A 15,927-nucleotide genomic window follows, 5' to 3' on the forward strand; every position below is an offset into this window, starting at 1 on the left:
AACATTAGTAAAAGGAATGATTTTATGACTTTTAAAAACGCATTGAGATTCGGTATCATTATGTCATTAGTCATGTGCACAGCATTTTATATTATCTCACCACCTGAACACATATTAGGAAAAACAGTTTATTCTTTAATTACTAACTTGCATCGGTTTATTACTAACTTATTTTATACTAGGCAAAGAAAACATGAAAAGAAAATAAGGTTATAAACTTATGAATTTAATAAATAATATCTATAATGATATAGATATTAAACTATGTTGATGATACTCTGAATAAGTTAATAAATTAAATCCAACACCTATTAATAAAGCGTGAAATATTCAGGAATAGTTATAGTAATTATTCATATAAAACATTATTAATCAATACAAATCGCTATAGGAAAGTTGTATTATGCATTAAATTGTCAAACAGGAAAGAAGGGATAAAAACTATGTATCATCATCAAATCAATTATATAACACCTATAGAGCGTGATTTCACGCTAATTTTCAAACTAAATTCTGATTTAATTAATCAGCTAATGAAACGAGGAATACATCACTATGAAGATATTAGCAGTTAGTATTTTCGTTATTACCTTAATTTTTGTTATTTGGCAACCAAGAGGTTTAGACATAGGTGTATCCGCATCTATTGGTGCAATTTTAGCAATAGTAACTGGTGTCGTTAGCTATGCTGATATATTAGAAGTTACAGGAATCGTTTGGAATGCAACCTTAACATTCGTCGCTATTATACTAATTTCACTAATTCTAGATGAAATAGGATTCTTTGAATGGTCTGCTATAAAAATGGTTAAAGCTTCTCATGGCAATGGATTAAAAATGTTCATCTATATCATGATATTAGGAGCAATTGTTGCAGCATTCTTCGCAAATGATGGAGCTGCACTTATATTAACTCCTATAGTTCTCGCTATGGTACGTCATTTAGGTTTCAACAAGAAAGTAATTTTTCCATTTGTTATTGCAAGTGGCTTCATTGCTGATACAACTTCTTTACCGCTTGTTGTGAGTAATTTGGTCAATATCGTTTCTGCTGACTTTTTCAACATCGGGTTTTTAGAGTATTTTTTAAGAATGTTTATCCCAAACATTTTCTCATTAGTGGCTAGCATAGCAGTACTATGGTTATATTTTAAAAGTTCTATACCAACTAAATTTAATTCCGATAATATAAAGGATCCATCTACAGTAATTAAGGATAGACGCCTTTTCAAACTTTCATGGATTGTCCTCGCTATTTTAGTTATAGGCTATTTAATCAGCGAATTTATCGCCATACCAGTATCGGTTATTGCTGGTCTTGTAGCATTGATATTTGTTATTCTTGCTCAAAAATCAAGTGCCGTACATACGAAAAAAGTAATAAAAGAAGCCCCTTGGAACATCGTCATATTCTCTATAGGAATGTATCTTGTTGTCTTTGGCTTAAAAAATGTAGGTATCACATTAATACTTGCTGACATTTTGACGCACATTTCAAATTATGGCTTGTTTAGTAGTATTATGGGAATGGGTTTTATAGCAGCTATACTATCTTCGATTATGAATAATTTGCCTACCGTTTTAATAGACGCAATTGCTATCAGTCAATCTAGTGCTACTAATATAATTCAAGAAGGTATGGTTTACGCTAATGTAATAGGCTCAGATTTAGGACCTAAAATAACACCAATTGGGTCGTTAGCTACATTATTATGGCTTCATGTACTCACAAACAAAGGTGTGAAAATATCATGGGGGACTTACTTTAAAACAGGTATTATAATTACTTTACCTGTACTATTCTTTACACTTGTAGGTTTGTACCTAACTTACCTTATATTCTAATAAAAAATAGCGCCTACGCAAATTTATGCGTAGGCGCTATTTTTAATAATGAATAATCATATTCATTCTCATCGTCGTCTCATGCTCGTTTAAATATTTATGAAACGTGTTCCCATTAAACTTTAGCGATTCATCTTTTTTCACAACAACGCGTTCGTCACCTAATATAAGCGTCAATGTACCATCAAATACAGTAATGTATTCACTTGCACTAGAGCCACGCGGTTCTCCATTCATGGTGCCTCCAGGCTCTATTACAACCATATGGCTTTCAAATTTTTTAGCAATATCAAATTTGAAGTAAGGATAAACGCTATATTTATGCTCAGATGATGATAAAGGTTGTATGTCTTGAATCGTAATTTTTTTAGCGAATTCCTCATTGTCTTGTGTCAATTCGGCAAAAGACATCTTTAAACCCTCAGCAATTTTCCACAATGTAGTAATAGATGGTACCGACTCTTTGCGTTCAATTTGTCCTAACATTGTTTTACTTACCTCTGTAAGAACCGATAAATACTCTAATGAATAACCATTTTGTTTTCTATATAATTTTAGATTTTCTGCAATAATATCATTAATTTCTTTCATCTAAAAACACCTCATTATACAATATAACGTACAAAAAGAACGATATAAAGTAATACGCTATAACGTTTTTATAAGCGTTATAGCGTATTAATAGGTGGGGTAGGGGAAGTGTATTGTGTATAAACCCCTTATCAACAACGTTCATAGGGTTCGTTAAATAAATTCATCTGATTAAATATTCACTCTAATAACATTAAATTATAATAATATTTATTATTTATAGATTTTCAAAAATTACACATTCAAGAAAAATATATTATTATATTTAATTAACCATTAGCTAAATGTTGTTGATAATAACTTTTAGGACTACACCCGTATATTGTTTTAAAACGTCTATAAAAATTCGAGTAATCACTAAAACCACATAATACTGCTACTTGCTGTGGGCTTTCTCCTTTTTTTAACATTCTTTGTGCATTTTGTAGCCTTATTTGTAATAAATAGCGGTAAGGAGGATATCCTACTATTCTTGTAAAATGCTGTGTTATTTTATATCGACTAACATAGAATTTCTTTTCCAAATCTTCTAAAGATATTTGATCAGCATAGTGTAATTCCATATAATCTAGGACTTGTCTAACTAACTGCATTTGTGGATCGTCCTCTATCTTTACTTCAGCATTTTCTATGGAAACTCTGTTAAGTAGAATGAAAAATTGAGTCAACATAGATTCTTCAGCTAGTTTTTTGCCGTATTTATTATTTTCTTGCTCATTCAAAAGGCCTTGTAATAAATAATAAAGCTCACGTTTTTGTACCTCTGTTAGTTGTAGTGAGTGCTTAAAATTAGGTGATTTGGTATCAAAACATTGCATTAAATTACACTCAGGAGTGGAAAGCGACTCTAATAGCTGTCCATCAAATCTCAGACCAATTCTTTCCGCATGTCCATCCATTTGTTCATTTAGCTGATGAAATTCATACGGCGTAATTACCAACATAGAACCCACGTCTAATTGAAATTGCTCTCCCTCAATTGTGTACATCATATTTCCAGATAATGAAAAGAAAATTTCATAATGATCATGATAATGTAGCTCGTTACCAAAGTGGCCATCACTAATTTTATGCCATACTGCATATTCTCCCTCGAACGGTAGTGAAATAGTATCAAATTTCAGTTTAAATGTTTCATCGTCTAACATCGATATACCTCCCACTCAAAATACAATCTTTTTATCTTTTTTTACAATGTTTAAAATTTTCTAATAATTTATACTCACATTATAGCACTTAAAGTTGATTATCATGAAAGGATGATTTATATGGTTAAACCACAAATTGGTGTACAAATGATGATGTTAAAGCAAAAAGTGGAAAAAGATGGAATCTACAATGTATTGCGAACGATTCATGATCTTGGGTACCAAGCTGTAGAAGTCTCACAAATTGAAATGACTCCTCATAACATTTCTGAAATGCAAAAAGCCATCAAAGATTTTGATATGAATATTGCTGCTATGTCATGTGGAGTAGAAGATATTTCAATTAATCAAAAATATCCTGGTGATACTTTACAAAATGATTTTGAAAAGATTGTTGCAGATTGTAAGGCGGTTGACTGCAATATATTAAGAATTGGTATGTTGCCGATGAATTACATGGGCTCAAAGGAGCGCACACTTAACTTTGCAAAAATTTGCGATGACTATGCACAACGATTAAAAGCAGAAGGCATTGATTTATATTACCACGCACACAATCTTGAATTTGTTCGCTATGATGGGCAATTTATGCTTGATTTAATGCGTGATAATACAGAAAATCTAGGGTTTGAATTAGATGTGCACTGGATATGGAGAGCCGGTCTTAACCCTATAGACGTTATACCAAATTATGCGCAACGTATTCGTGCAATTCATTTAAAAGATTTTCGTGTAGGCGAAATAGACATGGATCAATATCCTGGTGAAGGTCACGAGAAAATATACTATATGCTACATATGATTACGCAATTTGCAGAACTAGGTGAAGGCACTTTACCTTTAAAAGATATTATTGAGGTTGGGTTAGAAAGTGGTAGTGAATACTTCTTCGTCGAGCAAGATGAATTATATGGTGCCGATCCTTATGATTGTTTAGTTACAAGTCTAGATCATTTATTAGAATTAGGTTATAAACATTGGTTTTAATATCTGATTACAATTATAGACAAAGTGGATATTTCACAAATTCACGACCAAAAAATTGTAAGCGATTACAATAATAAGCGTTATTCTTTTAGAAATTGGAGGTAATTTCATGTTAAATAACATTGCTATATCAGGTTTTTCTGATGAAATATCATCAGATTTAGACACACAATTGCAAAAGGTATCAGAATTAGGTATGCATTACATTTCATTACGTGGCATTGACGATGAAAATATAGGTGATTATACAGTCGAGAAAATAAAAAAGAATGTTATTCCAAAATTAAAAGAATGGAATATCTCAGTTTCTTCTATTGGCTCTCCGATTGGTAAAATATATATTCAAGATGAAGAAGCGTTTGAAAAACAATTAGAAGTCTTAAAAAACATGTGTCAAATCGCAAATGCAATGTCTTGTAAGTATATTAGAATTTTCAGTTTCTATATACCTAAAGAGCAAAATTTTGATGATTATCAGCATACAGTTATTAAGAAATTAAAAGCATTTGCAAAAATTGCAGAGCAATATAACGTCGTTTTACTGCATGAAAACGAAAAAGATATTTTTGGTGATATAGCTCGTCGTTGTAAATTCATCCTTGATGAAGTAGGGTCAGACCATTTTAAAGCGATTTTTGATTTTGCCAATTTTGTTCAATGTGGAGAAGACACACAAGCTTGTTATGAACTATTAGAATCTGACATTGAATACATCCACATCAAAGATGCGGTCTATAAAGACAGTATTAACGTTGTTTGTGGCACAGGCGATGGCCAAATTGAGTCTATTCTTAAACAAGCGATAACTAGTGGCTATAAAGGATTTTTAACTTTAGAACCTCATCTTGTTGTATTTGATGCAATTAAAGATTTAGAAATAGAGCATTCCACCGAAACAATTCAAAATACAGCTGCAAAAGATGGCGCTGAAGGATATCAAATTCAATACGAAGCGCTTTTAGAAATTTTAAAGAATATTGAAAATAAGGAGAATGTATAATGACAAATATTCGTTTAGGTATAATTGGATTAGGGGCACAAGGCAATACTTATGCTGACTTTATCAACGAAAACAAAGTAAAAAATGTAGTGATTGGTGCCATTTGTGATATCGATCCTGATAAAAAAGCACTAGCTACCGAAAAATACCCAAATACGCCTTTTTATAATGATTATATTGATTTATTAGAAAGCGGAGATGTCGATGCTGTTGTGACAACAGTACCACATTATTTGCACACTGAAATAGGTAAAGCCGCATTAAACAGAGACATACATGCGCTATTGGAGAAACCAGCTGATATCTATGCCGAAAAAGTAAAAGAAATTAGCGACTTAGCCGCTTCAAAACCTGAATTGACATTTGGTATTTTCTTTAATCAAAGAACTAATCCACTTTATCAAAAAGTTAAAGCCTTAATTGATGATGGTGAAATTGGACAAATTAGACGTACAAATTGGATTATTACTACTTGGTGGCGACCACAAGCATATTATGATCAAAGTTCATGGCGTGCAACTTGGAATGGAGAAGGCGGTGGTGTACTAGTTAACCAAGCACCACATCAAATTGATTTAATGCAATGGTTATGCGGACTACCAGAAAAAGTATATGCCAATGTAAAATACGGTTACCAGAGAAATTTAAATGTTGATGATGATGTGACGACCGTATTAGATTACGGTAATGGGGCGACAGGTGTTTTCATTACATGTACGCATGACATCATTGGCACGGATCGACTAGAAATTACAGGAGATAAAGGAAAAATTCTAGTAGAAGATAGTAAGAAAATAACAATCAAACGTTTAAAACAATCTGAAAACGAAATGAATGAAACTATGACTTGGGCAGATGTAGCAGAAATATTCAAAGGTGATGGTATGGGAGATATCTATGAAACAGACACCTTTGAATTTGATAGTGTGTGGGGAGAGCAACACATCAATGTACTCGAAAACTTCGCTGCAAATATCATTGATGATACACCGCTTATAGCACCTGGTAGTGATGGAATTAATGGTGTTAACTTTGTAAATGCAATTTATCTTTCTAGTTGGTTAGGTAAAGAAGTAACACTCCCTGTAGACCCAACAGAATTCAAAAATGCGTTACAACATAAAATTAATTCAGAAGATCAATAAATCCAGCTATAACAGGAGATGGTAAAATGTTGAAAGTTGGTGTAGTCGGTTTAGGCGATATCTCACAAATTCATATACATGCAATACAACAAAATCCTAAAGCTCAATTAATCGCAGTATGCGATGAAGATATGACATTAAAAAACAAGGTGCCTCATAGCAATTTTTACAATGATTTAAATAGCATGTTAGATTCAGAGACATTAGATTGCGTTCATATTTGTTTACCTCACCATTTACATGTATCTGCAACTACAACATGTGTTGAAAGAGGTGTTCATGTATTACAAGAAAAGCCCTTAGCTGTAAATGCAAAAGAAGGACTCGAATTAGTCACACTACAACGTCAATTTCCAGAAATTAAGATAGGTATATGCTTTCAGAATAGATATAATGATACCTTCCAAACATTAAATCGCATTGTTAGAAGCGGACAATACGGTGAGGTCATTGGAGTAAAAGGTCTAGTAACATGGTTTAGACCTGAATCCTACTACACAGAGAAACCTTGGCGTGGACAAATGGATTATGCAGGTGGAGGTGTTCTAATCAATCAATCCATTCATACATTAGATTTAATGCAACTACTTTGTGGCAATATAGCTTCGATTAAAGGAACTGTATCTCAGTTATTAGATTATGATATCGAAGTAGAAGATACCGCATCCGCACATATTAAATTTGAAAATAATGCAAACGGTATGTTCTTTGCTACTAATGCTAATTTCGGAAATTCCAGCGTAGAGTTACAGGTTATATTTGAAAACGAAAAATTAACAATTAAAGATAATATACTTACACGCATGAATAAACAGGGTTATAAGATTCAAATTAAAGAAGATGAAAAACTAGATGGTGATAAATCATATTACGGACCTAGCCATGGTAAACTGATTAACCAATTCTACGATTGCATTATTAATGATGAAAATGATTATATACAACCTAAAGATGCATTAGCATCTATCGCCATGATTGATGCTATACAAAAATCTTCCAAATCAAATAGTGCGGTCTATTTTACAAGTAATTAAATAAATTTATTATCATTCGAAATTATTGCACATCGATTTTTATCGTTGTGCATTTTTAATTCGAATTTATTTATATTAAAATTATTATCAATTGAAATCATTCATATATTTCCATATACTAAATATAAAATCGATAATGGCAGGTGTTAAGGTGAACAATCAATCGAAGGTTATTTTAGATCTCGCCGTAAGTCTAGATGGCTATATAGAAGGACCTAACGGAGAAGTTGACTGGTGTATTATGGACCCCGAAATGAATTTCAACACTTTTTTAAAACAGATTAGCGCTATCATATATGGCAGAAAAAGTTATGATTTATGGGGAACTTATACCCCTCCACTCGGTAATGCAGAAAATGGGGACGACACTATGTGGCAAGAGATCCATAGTAAACAGAAATATGTATTTACTCACCAAAAAAGTCTTGTTTCTGCTAATGCTGAATATATACATTCAAAAGATATGGTAGTAAGTTTAGACGAAATCAAAGCACAACAGACTAAAGATATTTGGTTATATGGCGGTTCAAGTATTATAACTTCTTTTATAAATAATAACTTAATAGATGAATATCGCTTATCTATACACCCAGTTGTGTTAGGTTCTGGAAAACCTTTATTTGAACATTTAACAAATAGAGTTAACCTGATACATGTAGAAACTAATACATATCAAAGCGGTGTCGTGCAACTTATATATAATAAAAACAATTCATTATAGCTAAGCATTGTATAAAGGAGTATATTTATGGCTGAAATAGCAGTAGCAATGGACCAGGTTACATTAAAGCTCAACAACAAAACAATCATCAATAATTTATCATTTCAAATACCTAAAGGCTCAATCACCTTGTTAAAAGGGAAGAATGGCGTTGGTAAAAGTTTAACACTCAAATTGATGACACAGTTAATAACACCTAACGCTGGTAATATTACTGTCTCGGGCCATACAAGTTACGCGCCTGATAGTTTTCCTGAAAATATAAAACTAACAACAAAATCATTTCTAACAACTATTCAAAATTTGAATATGAAGCGGAAATCTGACAGCCAAACCGTCGATGACTATTTAGCACTATTAAACCTATCTTCACTTCAAAACACTAAATTACATCATCTTTCAAAGGGCTCTTTACAAAAAGTGAACATTATCCAAAGCTTATTAACGGATGCTGATATATTAGTATTTGATGAACCTTTTTCAGGTTTAGATAAAACGTCAGAAGCACAATTTTTAACCCGATTACAACAATTATCGAAAACTAAAACAATAATTATTACAGATCATGATGCAAATATTGAACATACAATTGCGACTCATATATTAAGTTTAGATGATTATACATTCATCCCACAATCTAAGCATCAAGAGTTGAAGACTATCACGATTAGCAACCAACAATCTGTTGGTGATGTCATTGAACATGATTTAGCGTCATGGGTACACGTTAAAGCAACTTCTAACCATCAATATGTAACCTTGCAAGTTGACAAAGAAAATGTAAATATCGTTTTACAACATTTGCTAAAGCACAATTGCGAAATCATCGAAGTAAAGGATCTTTAAAATGATATATTCTTTTTTAAAATACGAACATTTAAAATTTTTAACATCATATCAATTCATTGCACCAGTATTCACATATTTACTGTGGATCATTGGCATTTATATCTATCGAGATATGCCTGTGCTATCAAGCTATGGTTCTACAGCGATTGGTTTATTTATAGTGATGACGTGGATAACTATTATTAATTTCGGTCGTGACACTTTAAATGAACGTCATATCTTCTATATGCAATTACAATCAAAAACTACTTATTTGTTAATAAAGATACTTTATATATTTTTATTTAGTACATTATTGGTTATTGTTTCATTGATTTATCCTCTTTTACTTAATGTATTTGATAAACCTGTTTCATTGAATTTCGTCTTAATTGGCATAGTTACCCATCTATTGTTAAGTATGTTTGGTATTATGTTAGGCGCTTTTATTACAAATACGCACATTGCCACTAAATCTTACAGATGGTTATTAACAATATTTATTATGCTCATCATTTTCACTAAAGAGGTAATTATAACAACTGTACCTTTTACAAAATGGTTACTCTGGTTATTACCACCAATTAGTAATCTTTTAAACCAATTGAATAGCGATAATTTGTCAATTCTGAATAGCCATTTTCTCCTGATATGTTTATTTGCTGTGATTTATATTCTGATAGCACTTAAATTGCTTATTGTACTATTTAAAAAGGCCTGACTAATTCGTAAAAAAAGACATCCCTACAAGTTAGAATGTACAACAAACTTGTAGGGATGTCTTTTTATTGATTTAAAGAGTCAAAATATAACTAAAATTACAATTAAGCAATATAAACAAACAGCTCAATAATAGCAATAATTAAAAATACCAAAAATACAACGCCGTAAATATTATTCTTTTTAGCGCTTTGCTCATTTTGAGATTTTTGTTTTGCTTTATTGTTTATGTTAGTGAAGAAGGTAATACCAGAATAAACTGCAATAAGTACGGTTATACCAAACACAAACCACATACCACCCATTATGACAAACCTCCTTTAAAAATAATCAATATGCTACTAATCTTTTTTTAAGATTAAAATCATGATATATACCTATATTAATACATTTTTGGGGTTCATCCAATGTATATTCTAAAAATTTAATTAATATACATATTTACCTTAAACTTCATCGTATAAATAACGCATGAAATAAGTTATAATGATTGAAAAGCTATGAATAAAGGAGTTAATATAATGAATGGTCTTAGAAGTGTAACCACAGGGACAGATAATTTAGAAAAAACTAAAACTTTATTTAAAGATGTATTAGGTCTAAATGTTGCAGATAAGGGGCAAGCTCTCCGTTTCGGCGATGCAGAACTCAACTCTGGCACACGTATCCATTTTGTAGAAATACCAAATTATACGAATCAAGACAATCATATTGAAAATATTGGTTTACGTTTACCAAGTGACGAAGGTTTAGATGAATACCGAGCTATCTTAGATGACCATCAAATTGATCATAGTGAAATTACTGATTTAAATGGGCATAAGTATTTTGAATTTAATGACCATAATCATCAGACATTCAATATATATTCAAACGAGCATAATACGGGTGCCCCTCTAGGGATGCCCACATTTGATAGTACTGTTAATCCACTGCATCAAATTCAAGGATTAGGGCCAGTCTTACTTAAAGTAAATGAATTACTACTTACTCAATCTATTTTGACAAAAGTGTTTGGACTTACGCATTTTGCAGAATACACATCACATCCTGAATCGGACTATAAAGTACAAGTATTCCGAATCGGAGAAGGCGGTTTAGGTGGAGAATTGCATTTATACGCTGCTGATGAAGATTTGAAGATGCCGAAACATGGTATTGTAGAACAAATTGAGTTTGCAACTGAATCCAAGGCACAATTCCAAAATGCATTACAACAACTTGAATCTATAGGTATCCCTTATCAATCATTAGATCAAGAAGGTGAAAAATCCTTAAGAATTAGTGAAAAAAGTGGTATCACTTTTATATTGACTTTAGAAATTAAATCATAGAAAGAGGAATGTTTATTTATGTTACATGAAACATGGAAAGAAAATACACCAGTGAAAAAAGTTGAAGTTATCCATACAAATGCTAAGAAATTTACAGTTTCTGATATGCTAACTGTTGGGCAACAATATAATGTTATAAATGAAACTGAAGAATATTACCAAATCATTGATAACTCTGGCCTTGTTGGTGGTTATTACAAAGAATATTTCAAAGAAGTATAGAATTAATTTGAATTAGTTGATAAATATTGCGCTCATATTGTGTTGCGCGTTTAAATAATTTCTTAACAAATAAGGCTAGGGCGAAATCTGATGATGTATTCATGCCCCAGTCTATTTTTAATGATTTCTTATTAAACAAATAAGCCATATTTTATATAGAGGAGACAATTCACAATGACAAGTACAAACTATATTAATAGAGATGAAACAGTCTTTAACGACGCAGAAGCTTTGATGCAATTAAACAAAAATATCTTACTAAAAGGGCCTACAGGATCTGGTAAGACAAAATTAGCAGAAACATTAAGTGAAACAACAAATCGCCCAATGCATCAAATCAACTGTTCAGTCGATTTAGACGCGGAAAGCTTACTCGGTTTCAAAACTATACAAACCAATGACAATGGGACACAAGAAATTGTTTTTATAGATGGACCAGTAATTAAAGCCATGAAAGAAGGCCATATATTGTATATAGATGAAATTAATATGGCTAAACCTGAAACGTTACCTATTTTAAATGGCGTACTAGACTACCGTAGAAAACTAACGAATCCATTTACAGGGGAAGTAGTCAATGCAGCACCCGGATTCAATGTAATTGCGGCAATCAACGTTGGCTACATAGGAACCTTGCCAATGAACGAAGCATTGAAAAATCGTTTTGTTGTCATTCAAGTAGACTACATCGATGGTGATATTTTAAGTGATGTCATTAAACAACAAAGTCAGTTAAATGACGATGCGTTAATTCAAAAAATCATTAAATTTAATGAAGATTTACGTACAATGACTAAACAGGGTCAAATTTCAGAAGAAGCGGCTAGTATTCGTGCACTTATAGATTTAAGTGATTTAGCTACTATTATGCCAATCAGACGTGCTATTCAACGAACAATAATAGATAAGTTAGAAGATGAGCGAGAACAGCAAGCTATTTTAAATGCAGTAGAATTAAACTTTTAGTGAGGGATAAACATGAGTGATCGTTTTATAAAATTTAATGACGAACAGCTAGATGCTAAACAAGTGATGATGCTTCAGGATTTAGCACGTCTTTTACTGAAAAATGAGCAAACACAAGTTAAGATTCAAAAGTTCCCTTATTACGATCCAATTAATAACACTTTAATCACTAGTTCTTTTTGGTCACATAGAGATGCTAATGTTGAAACTACGGGATTAAAAACTGACGTCATGCTCGCTGCTTATGGTTATCAGATGATGGACGAAAAGATTGTGAATCATGTTATACAGAACCAGGAGTTCAAACATCCCAAATTTTATCAACAACTTTTCAAATTACTTGAAGATCAACGTATCTTAGGCGCAATAGCAAAAGAACGTCCATCGACGAAATCAGCTATTCAGATGCGTAATGAAGTTAGACTCAACTACACTAAGACACAAATCAATGTATATAGAACCAAAACTACTTTTACAGATTTATTATTTTTATATTTAGAAGCTTCTTTTATAACAGAAAACTTTTACGATATACCACAAATACATCCACAAATTGATGATGTGTTAAATAATATGTATATGTACTTACCAAACTTTTTCTATAACAAGTCTTCCGAAGATAATATGTATTTAGTTGAGCGCATTATGTTCCAAATTGACGATATATTAAAAGAGGATATGCTAAACGAGTATTATCATTTACCAAAAAAAGTTTATGAATCTATACAAGCACTTCAATTTGAGGATTTAACTAGAACAGATGCGAGCAATACGGACGGTACTTCAAAAGAAGACAAAGACGAAGATTCAGTAAGTGAAGAGATGGAATCAAATAACCAAGATAGTGCCTCACAAGGTGGCGCGTACTTAGAAATGGAATTACACGAAGGCGAAAATAGTGACGTTATGGGAGATAATGATAATGCGCGTGAAGGCGATGCCGGCGATGATATGACTGATATGCAAACTAAAAAGGGTAAAGGTTCATCTAACAATATAGAAGACGATCAAGGTGGTTCAGTTGGACTTAATCAAGCGTTTGCCTTAAAAGGAATTAATGAAAATGTCGAAATCAAATGGAACATCCCTGAAATCAAACCCCAATTTATTCATGAATACCACGAGGTTGAATCTGATGTCCAGTTTGAAACCAAAGATTTAATTCAAATCATACAAAAAACCATTGATAGAGAATATCAAGATGAACGACATAATTTAACAAAAGGTAGATTACAGAAGAATCTACTCAATTGGTTTATAGATGATCAATATAAGTTATTTTATAAGAAACAAGACTTAAGTCAGTCATTCGATGCTACGTTCACGTTATTAGTAGATGCTTCAGCCAGTATGCAAGATAAAATGGAAGAAACAATAAAAGGCGTCGTGCTATTTCACGAAACATTAAAGAGTCTCAATGTAAAACATGAAATATTGGCATTCAATGAAGATGCTTTCGATGCCGATGAAGCAAACCAACCTAATATTATTGATGAGATCATCACATATAATCGTTCTATGATGGATAAAGAAGGTCCAAGAATAATGGCGTTAGAGCCTCAAGATGATAATAGAGATGGTGTTGCTATTAGAATTGGTAGCGAAAGACTCATGCGTCGCTCTCATAATCAACGTTTTTTAATTGTCTTTTCAGATGGAGAACCTTCTGCATATAATTATAGCCAAGATGGTATATTAGATACGTATGAAGCGGTTGAGACAGCTCGTAAAATGGGCATCGAAGTCTTCAATGTATTTTTGAGTCAGGAGCCTATCACAGAAGATATTGAGCAAACGATTCACAATATATATGGACAATATGCTTTATTTGTAGAAGGTGTTGAAAATCTTCCATCCCAATTATCACCATTATTGAAAAAACTATTATTAAAGTCATTTTAAATAGGCTATTTTTGATAAATAATAAACGATATATTTAAATATTCTGAAATTTATATAGACGATATCTAATTAACCATGATAGAATAGGTAATATTATTTTATTGGTTAGAAGGAGCAAGTCATATGAATAAAAATACATGGATTATAGGTTTTACATTGTTCGCAATGTTTTTTGGGGCAGGTAATCTTATTTTCCCACCAAATTTAGGCTTAGATAGTGGACAGTATTTCTGGCCATCAATCTTAGCATTTGCTTTAACTGGTATCGGACTACCACTATTAGGCGTTGTCGTAGGCGCGTTAGATAAACAAGGTTATATAGGATCGTTAAATAAAATTTCACCTAAATTCTCTATCATATTCCTAGTCATCATCTATCTTACAATTGGACCACTGTTCGCGATTCCTCGTACAGCATCGACATCGTTTGAAATGACAGTAACACCTATTGCACACACAAATAGTAGTTTAGCATTACTTATCTTTACGGTTTTATTTTTCTTGATAGTCTTATATTTATGTATTAACCCAACTAAAATGGTAGATCGCATTGGTTCTCTATTAACACCACTGTTATTGATCACTATTTTAGCAATGATTATCAAAGGATTTGTTGATTATGGCAGTAATTCGCATAGTCAAGCTGCTGAAACATTCACATCGAACTTTGCAGGTTTCTCACAAGGATTTACAAATGGTTATCTTACTATGGATGCCATCGCAGCTATAGCTTTCTCGATGATTGTCGTTAATGCAGTAAAATCAACAGGTATTACACATGCCAACCAAATCTTCAAGCAAACGTTAATGGCAGGTATTATCGCAGCTGTAGCTTTAATGTTTATTTATATCTCATTAGGATTTATAGGTAATCATATGGCTGTTCCTCAGGAAAAAATAGCTAGCTTGAATGCAAATGACCAAAATATTGGTACATATTTATTAACGACTATGGCCAGTGTTGGCTTTGGGACATTTGGTAAATATTTATTAGGTATTATTGTGGCACTTGCTTGTCTCACAACAGCTTGCGGATTAGTCGTAGCTGTATCAGAATATTTCCATAGAATTTTCCCAAGAATTTCTTACAGAATATATGTAATTGTGTTTACACTAATTAGTTTTATTTTAGCAAACCAAGGACTTAACTCAGTCATTACTATGTCTGTGCCAGTATTAAGTATTGTGTACCCTGTAGCAATTACATCGGTATTACTTATTTTATTAGCACGTTTTGTACCTACAAAACCAATTGCACAACAAATTCCTGTTGCAATCGTTACGATTGTATCTATTTTAAGTGTCATTCATACACAAGGCTGGCTAAAATTGAGTTTCATTGAAAGCTTGCCACTAAAAGACTATTCACTTGAATGGTTCCCAATTGCTGTTGTGACAACAATCATAGGTTATATTGTAGCTGCAATGGTTAAAAATCAAAAACCAATTGTTTACGAAAAAGAATAATAATAATAAAGGCAAAT

Annotated in this window: 16 protein-coding genes; 13 read left to right on the forward strand and 3 right to left on the reverse strand. The window is 32.1% G+C overall.

Features of this window, described 5'->3' with window-relative positions:
- Positions 1-555 precede the first annotated feature (555 nt).
- On the forward strand, positions 556-1,845 hold the full coding sequence (arsB, locus tag ACM591_RS08585; protein ID WP_326026722.1) for an arsenite efflux transporter membrane subunit ArsB: 1,290 nt from the start codon (positions 556-558) through the stop codon (positions 1,843-1,845).
- 42 nt (positions 1,846-1,887) lie between these two features.
- Here arsB and ACM591_RS08590 read toward each other — a convergent pair whose 3' ends face one another.
- Both ACM591_RS08590 and ACM591_RS08595 read right to left on the reverse strand, forming a co-directional pair.
- Positions 1,888-2,436: an XRE family transcriptional regulator gene (locus ACM591_RS08590; protein ID WP_326026721.1), complete on the reverse strand. Its 549-nt coding sequence runs from the start codon at positions 2,434-2,436 to the stop codon at positions 1,888-1,890.
- Positions 2,437-2,705: 269 nt separating this feature from the next.
- Complete coding sequence (locus ACM591_RS08595) at positions 2,706-3,584, reverse strand: AraC family transcriptional regulator (protein ID WP_029377305.1); 879 nt, start codon at positions 3,582-3,584, stop codon at positions 2,706-2,708.
- Between the two features lie 120 nt (positions 3,585-3,704).
- On the opposite strand from ACM591_RS08595, the gene ACM591_RS08600 reads away from it, so the two are divergent.
- The 7 genes from ACM591_RS08600 to ACM591_RS08630 all read left to right on the forward strand — a co-directional run bounded on the left by ACM591_RS08600 (position 3,705) and on the right by ACM591_RS08630 (position 10,020).
- Positions 3,705-4,571, forward strand: coding sequence for a sugar phosphate isomerase/epimerase (locus ACM591_RS08600; protein WP_326026720.1), 867 nt, complete (start codon positions 3,705-3,707; stop codon positions 4,569-4,571).
- Positions 4,572-4,680: 109 nt separating this feature from the next.
- Positions 4,681-5,571, forward strand: a complete 891-nt coding sequence (locus ACM591_RS08605) for a sugar phosphate isomerase/epimerase family protein (protein ID WP_326026719.1) — start codon at positions 4,681-4,683, stop codon at positions 5,569-5,571.
- Positions 5,571-6,716, forward strand: coding sequence for a Gfo/Idh/MocA family protein (locus tag ACM591_RS08610; RefSeq protein WP_029377308.1), 1,146 nt, complete (start codon positions 5,571-5,573; stop codon positions 6,714-6,716). Before ACM591_RS08605 ends, ACM591_RS08610 begins: the two co-directional genes overlap by 1 nt.
- Before the next feature lie 26 nt (positions 6,717-6,742).
- Complete coding sequence (locus ACM591_RS08615) at positions 6,743-7,750, forward strand: Gfo/Idh/MocA family protein (RefSeq protein WP_029377310.1); 1,008 nt, start codon at positions 6,743-6,745, stop codon at positions 7,748-7,750.
- Positions 7,751-7,886: 136 nt separating this feature from the next.
- Positions 7,887-8,471, forward strand: coding sequence for a dihydrofolate reductase family protein (locus tag ACM591_RS08620; RefSeq protein WP_419749107.1), 585 nt, complete (start codon positions 7,887-7,889; stop codon positions 8,469-8,471).
- A 27-nt stretch (positions 8,472-8,498) separates the two neighbouring features.
- Positions 8,499-9,317 carry an ATP-binding cassette domain-containing protein gene (locus ACM591_RS08625; protein WP_029377313.1) on the forward strand — a complete coding sequence of 273 codons (819 nt, stop codon included), beginning with the start codon at positions 8,499-8,501 and terminating at the stop codon, positions 9,315-9,317.
- Position 9,318: 1 nt separating this feature from the next.
- Positions 9,319-10,020: a hypothetical protein gene (locus ACM591_RS08630; protein WP_029377314.1), complete on the forward strand. Its 702-nt coding sequence runs from the start codon at positions 9,319-9,321 to the stop codon at positions 10,018-10,020.
- 103 nt (positions 10,021-10,123) lie between these two features.
- Here ACM591_RS08630 and ACM591_RS08635 read toward each other — a convergent pair whose 3' ends face one another.
- Positions 10,124-10,324 (reverse strand): hypothetical protein, encoded by a 201-nt coding sequence (locus ACM591_RS08635; protein ID WP_017724452.1) that lies wholly within the window; start codon positions 10,322-10,324, stop codon positions 10,124-10,126.
- A 216-nt stretch (positions 10,325-10,540) separates the two neighbouring features.
- Between ACM591_RS08635 and ACM591_RS08640 the strand changes: the two genes are divergently transcribed.
- The 5 genes from ACM591_RS08640 (at position 10,541) to brnQ3 (ending at position 15,910) form a co-directional block, all read left to right on the forward strand.
- Complete coding sequence (locus tag ACM591_RS08640; protein ID WP_326007711.1) at positions 10,541-11,353, forward strand: VOC family protein; 813 nt, start codon at positions 10,541-10,543, stop codon at positions 11,351-11,353.
- Between the two features lie 18 nt (positions 11,354-11,371).
- Positions 11,372-11,575: a DUF6501 family protein gene (locus ACM591_RS08645; RefSeq protein ID WP_029377316.1), complete on the forward strand. Its 204-nt coding sequence runs from the start codon at positions 11,372-11,374 to the stop codon at positions 11,573-11,575.
- Between the two features lie 174 nt (positions 11,576-11,749).
- Positions 11,750-12,541, forward strand: coding sequence for an ATP-binding protein (locus tag ACM591_RS08650; RefSeq protein WP_029377317.1), 792 nt, complete (start codon positions 11,750-11,752; stop codon positions 12,539-12,541).
- Between the two features lie 12 nt (positions 12,542-12,553).
- Entirely contained in the window at positions 12,554-14,443 is a 1,890-nt protein-coding gene (locus ACM591_RS08655; protein ID WP_326007710.1) for a hypothetical protein, read from the forward strand.
- 123 nt (positions 14,444-14,566) lie between these two features.
- Positions 14,567-15,910: a branched-chain amino acid-like transporter carrier protein BrnQ3 gene (gene brnQ3, locus ACM591_RS08660; RefSeq protein ID WP_029377319.1), complete on the forward strand. Its 1,344-nt coding sequence runs from the start codon at positions 14,567-14,569 to the stop codon at positions 15,908-15,910.
- Positions 15,911-15,927 lie beyond the last annotated feature (17 nt).

It is taken from the genome of Staphylococcus sp. Ze2 (assembly GCF_048568365.1).
GTDB classification, from domain to species: domain Bacteria; phylum Bacillota; class Bacilli; order Staphylococcales; family Staphylococcaceae; genus Staphylococcus; species Staphylococcus xylosus.

Coding starts and splice junctions, on each gene's coding strand:
- arsB (WP_326026722.1), top strand. CDS start 556: ATGAAGATATTAGCAGTTAGTATTTTCGTTATTACCTTAATTTTTGTT.
- ACM591_RS08590 (WP_326026721.1), bottom strand. CDS start 2,436: ATGAAAGAAATTAATGATATTATTGCAGAAAATCTAAAATTATATAGA.
- ACM591_RS08595 (WP_029377305.1), bottom strand. CDS start 3,584: ATGTTAGACGATGAAACATTTAAACTGAAATTTGATACTATTTCACTA.
- ACM591_RS08600 (WP_326026720.1), top strand. CDS start 3,705: ATGGTTAAACCACAAATTGGTGTACAAATGATGATGTTAAAGCAAAAA.
- ACM591_RS08605 (WP_326026719.1), top strand. CDS start 4,681: ATGTTAAATAACATTGCTATATCAGGTTTTTCTGATGAAATATCATCA.
- ACM591_RS08610 (WP_029377308.1), top strand. CDS start 5,571: ATGACAAATATTCGTTTAGGTATAATTGGATTAGGGGCACAAGGCAAT.
- ACM591_RS08615 (WP_029377310.1), top strand. CDS start 6,743: ATGTTGAAAGTTGGTGTAGTCGGTTTAGGCGATATCTCACAAATTCAT.
- ACM591_RS08620 (WP_419749107.1), top strand. CDS start 7,887: ATGGCAGGTGTTAAGGTGAACAATCAATCGAAGGTTATTTTAGATCTC.
- ACM591_RS08625 (WP_029377313.1), top strand. CDS start 8,499: ATGGCTGAAATAGCAGTAGCAATGGACCAGGTTACATTAAAGCTCAAC.
- ACM591_RS08630 (WP_029377314.1), top strand. CDS start 9,319: ATGATATATTCTTTTTTAAAATACGAACATTTAAAATTTTTAACATCA.
- ACM591_RS08635 (WP_017724452.1), bottom strand. CDS start 10,324: ATGGGTGGTATGTGGTTTGTGTTTGGTATAACCGTACTTATTGCAGTT.
- ACM591_RS08640 (WP_326007711.1), top strand. CDS start 10,541: ATGAATGGTCTTAGAAGTGTAACCACAGGGACAGATAATTTAGAAAAA.
- ACM591_RS08645 (WP_029377316.1), top strand. CDS start 11,372: ATGTTACATGAAACATGGAAAGAAAATACACCAGTGAAAAAAGTTGAA.
- ACM591_RS08650 (WP_029377317.1), top strand. CDS start 11,750: ATGACAAGTACAAACTATATTAATAGAGATGAAACAGTCTTTAACGAC.
- ACM591_RS08655 (WP_326007710.1), top strand. CDS start 12,554: ATGAGTGATCGTTTTATAAAATTTAATGACGAACAGCTAGATGCTAAA.
- brnQ3 (WP_029377319.1), top strand. CDS start 14,567: ATGAATAAAAATACATGGATTATAGGTTTTACATTGTTCGCAATGTTT.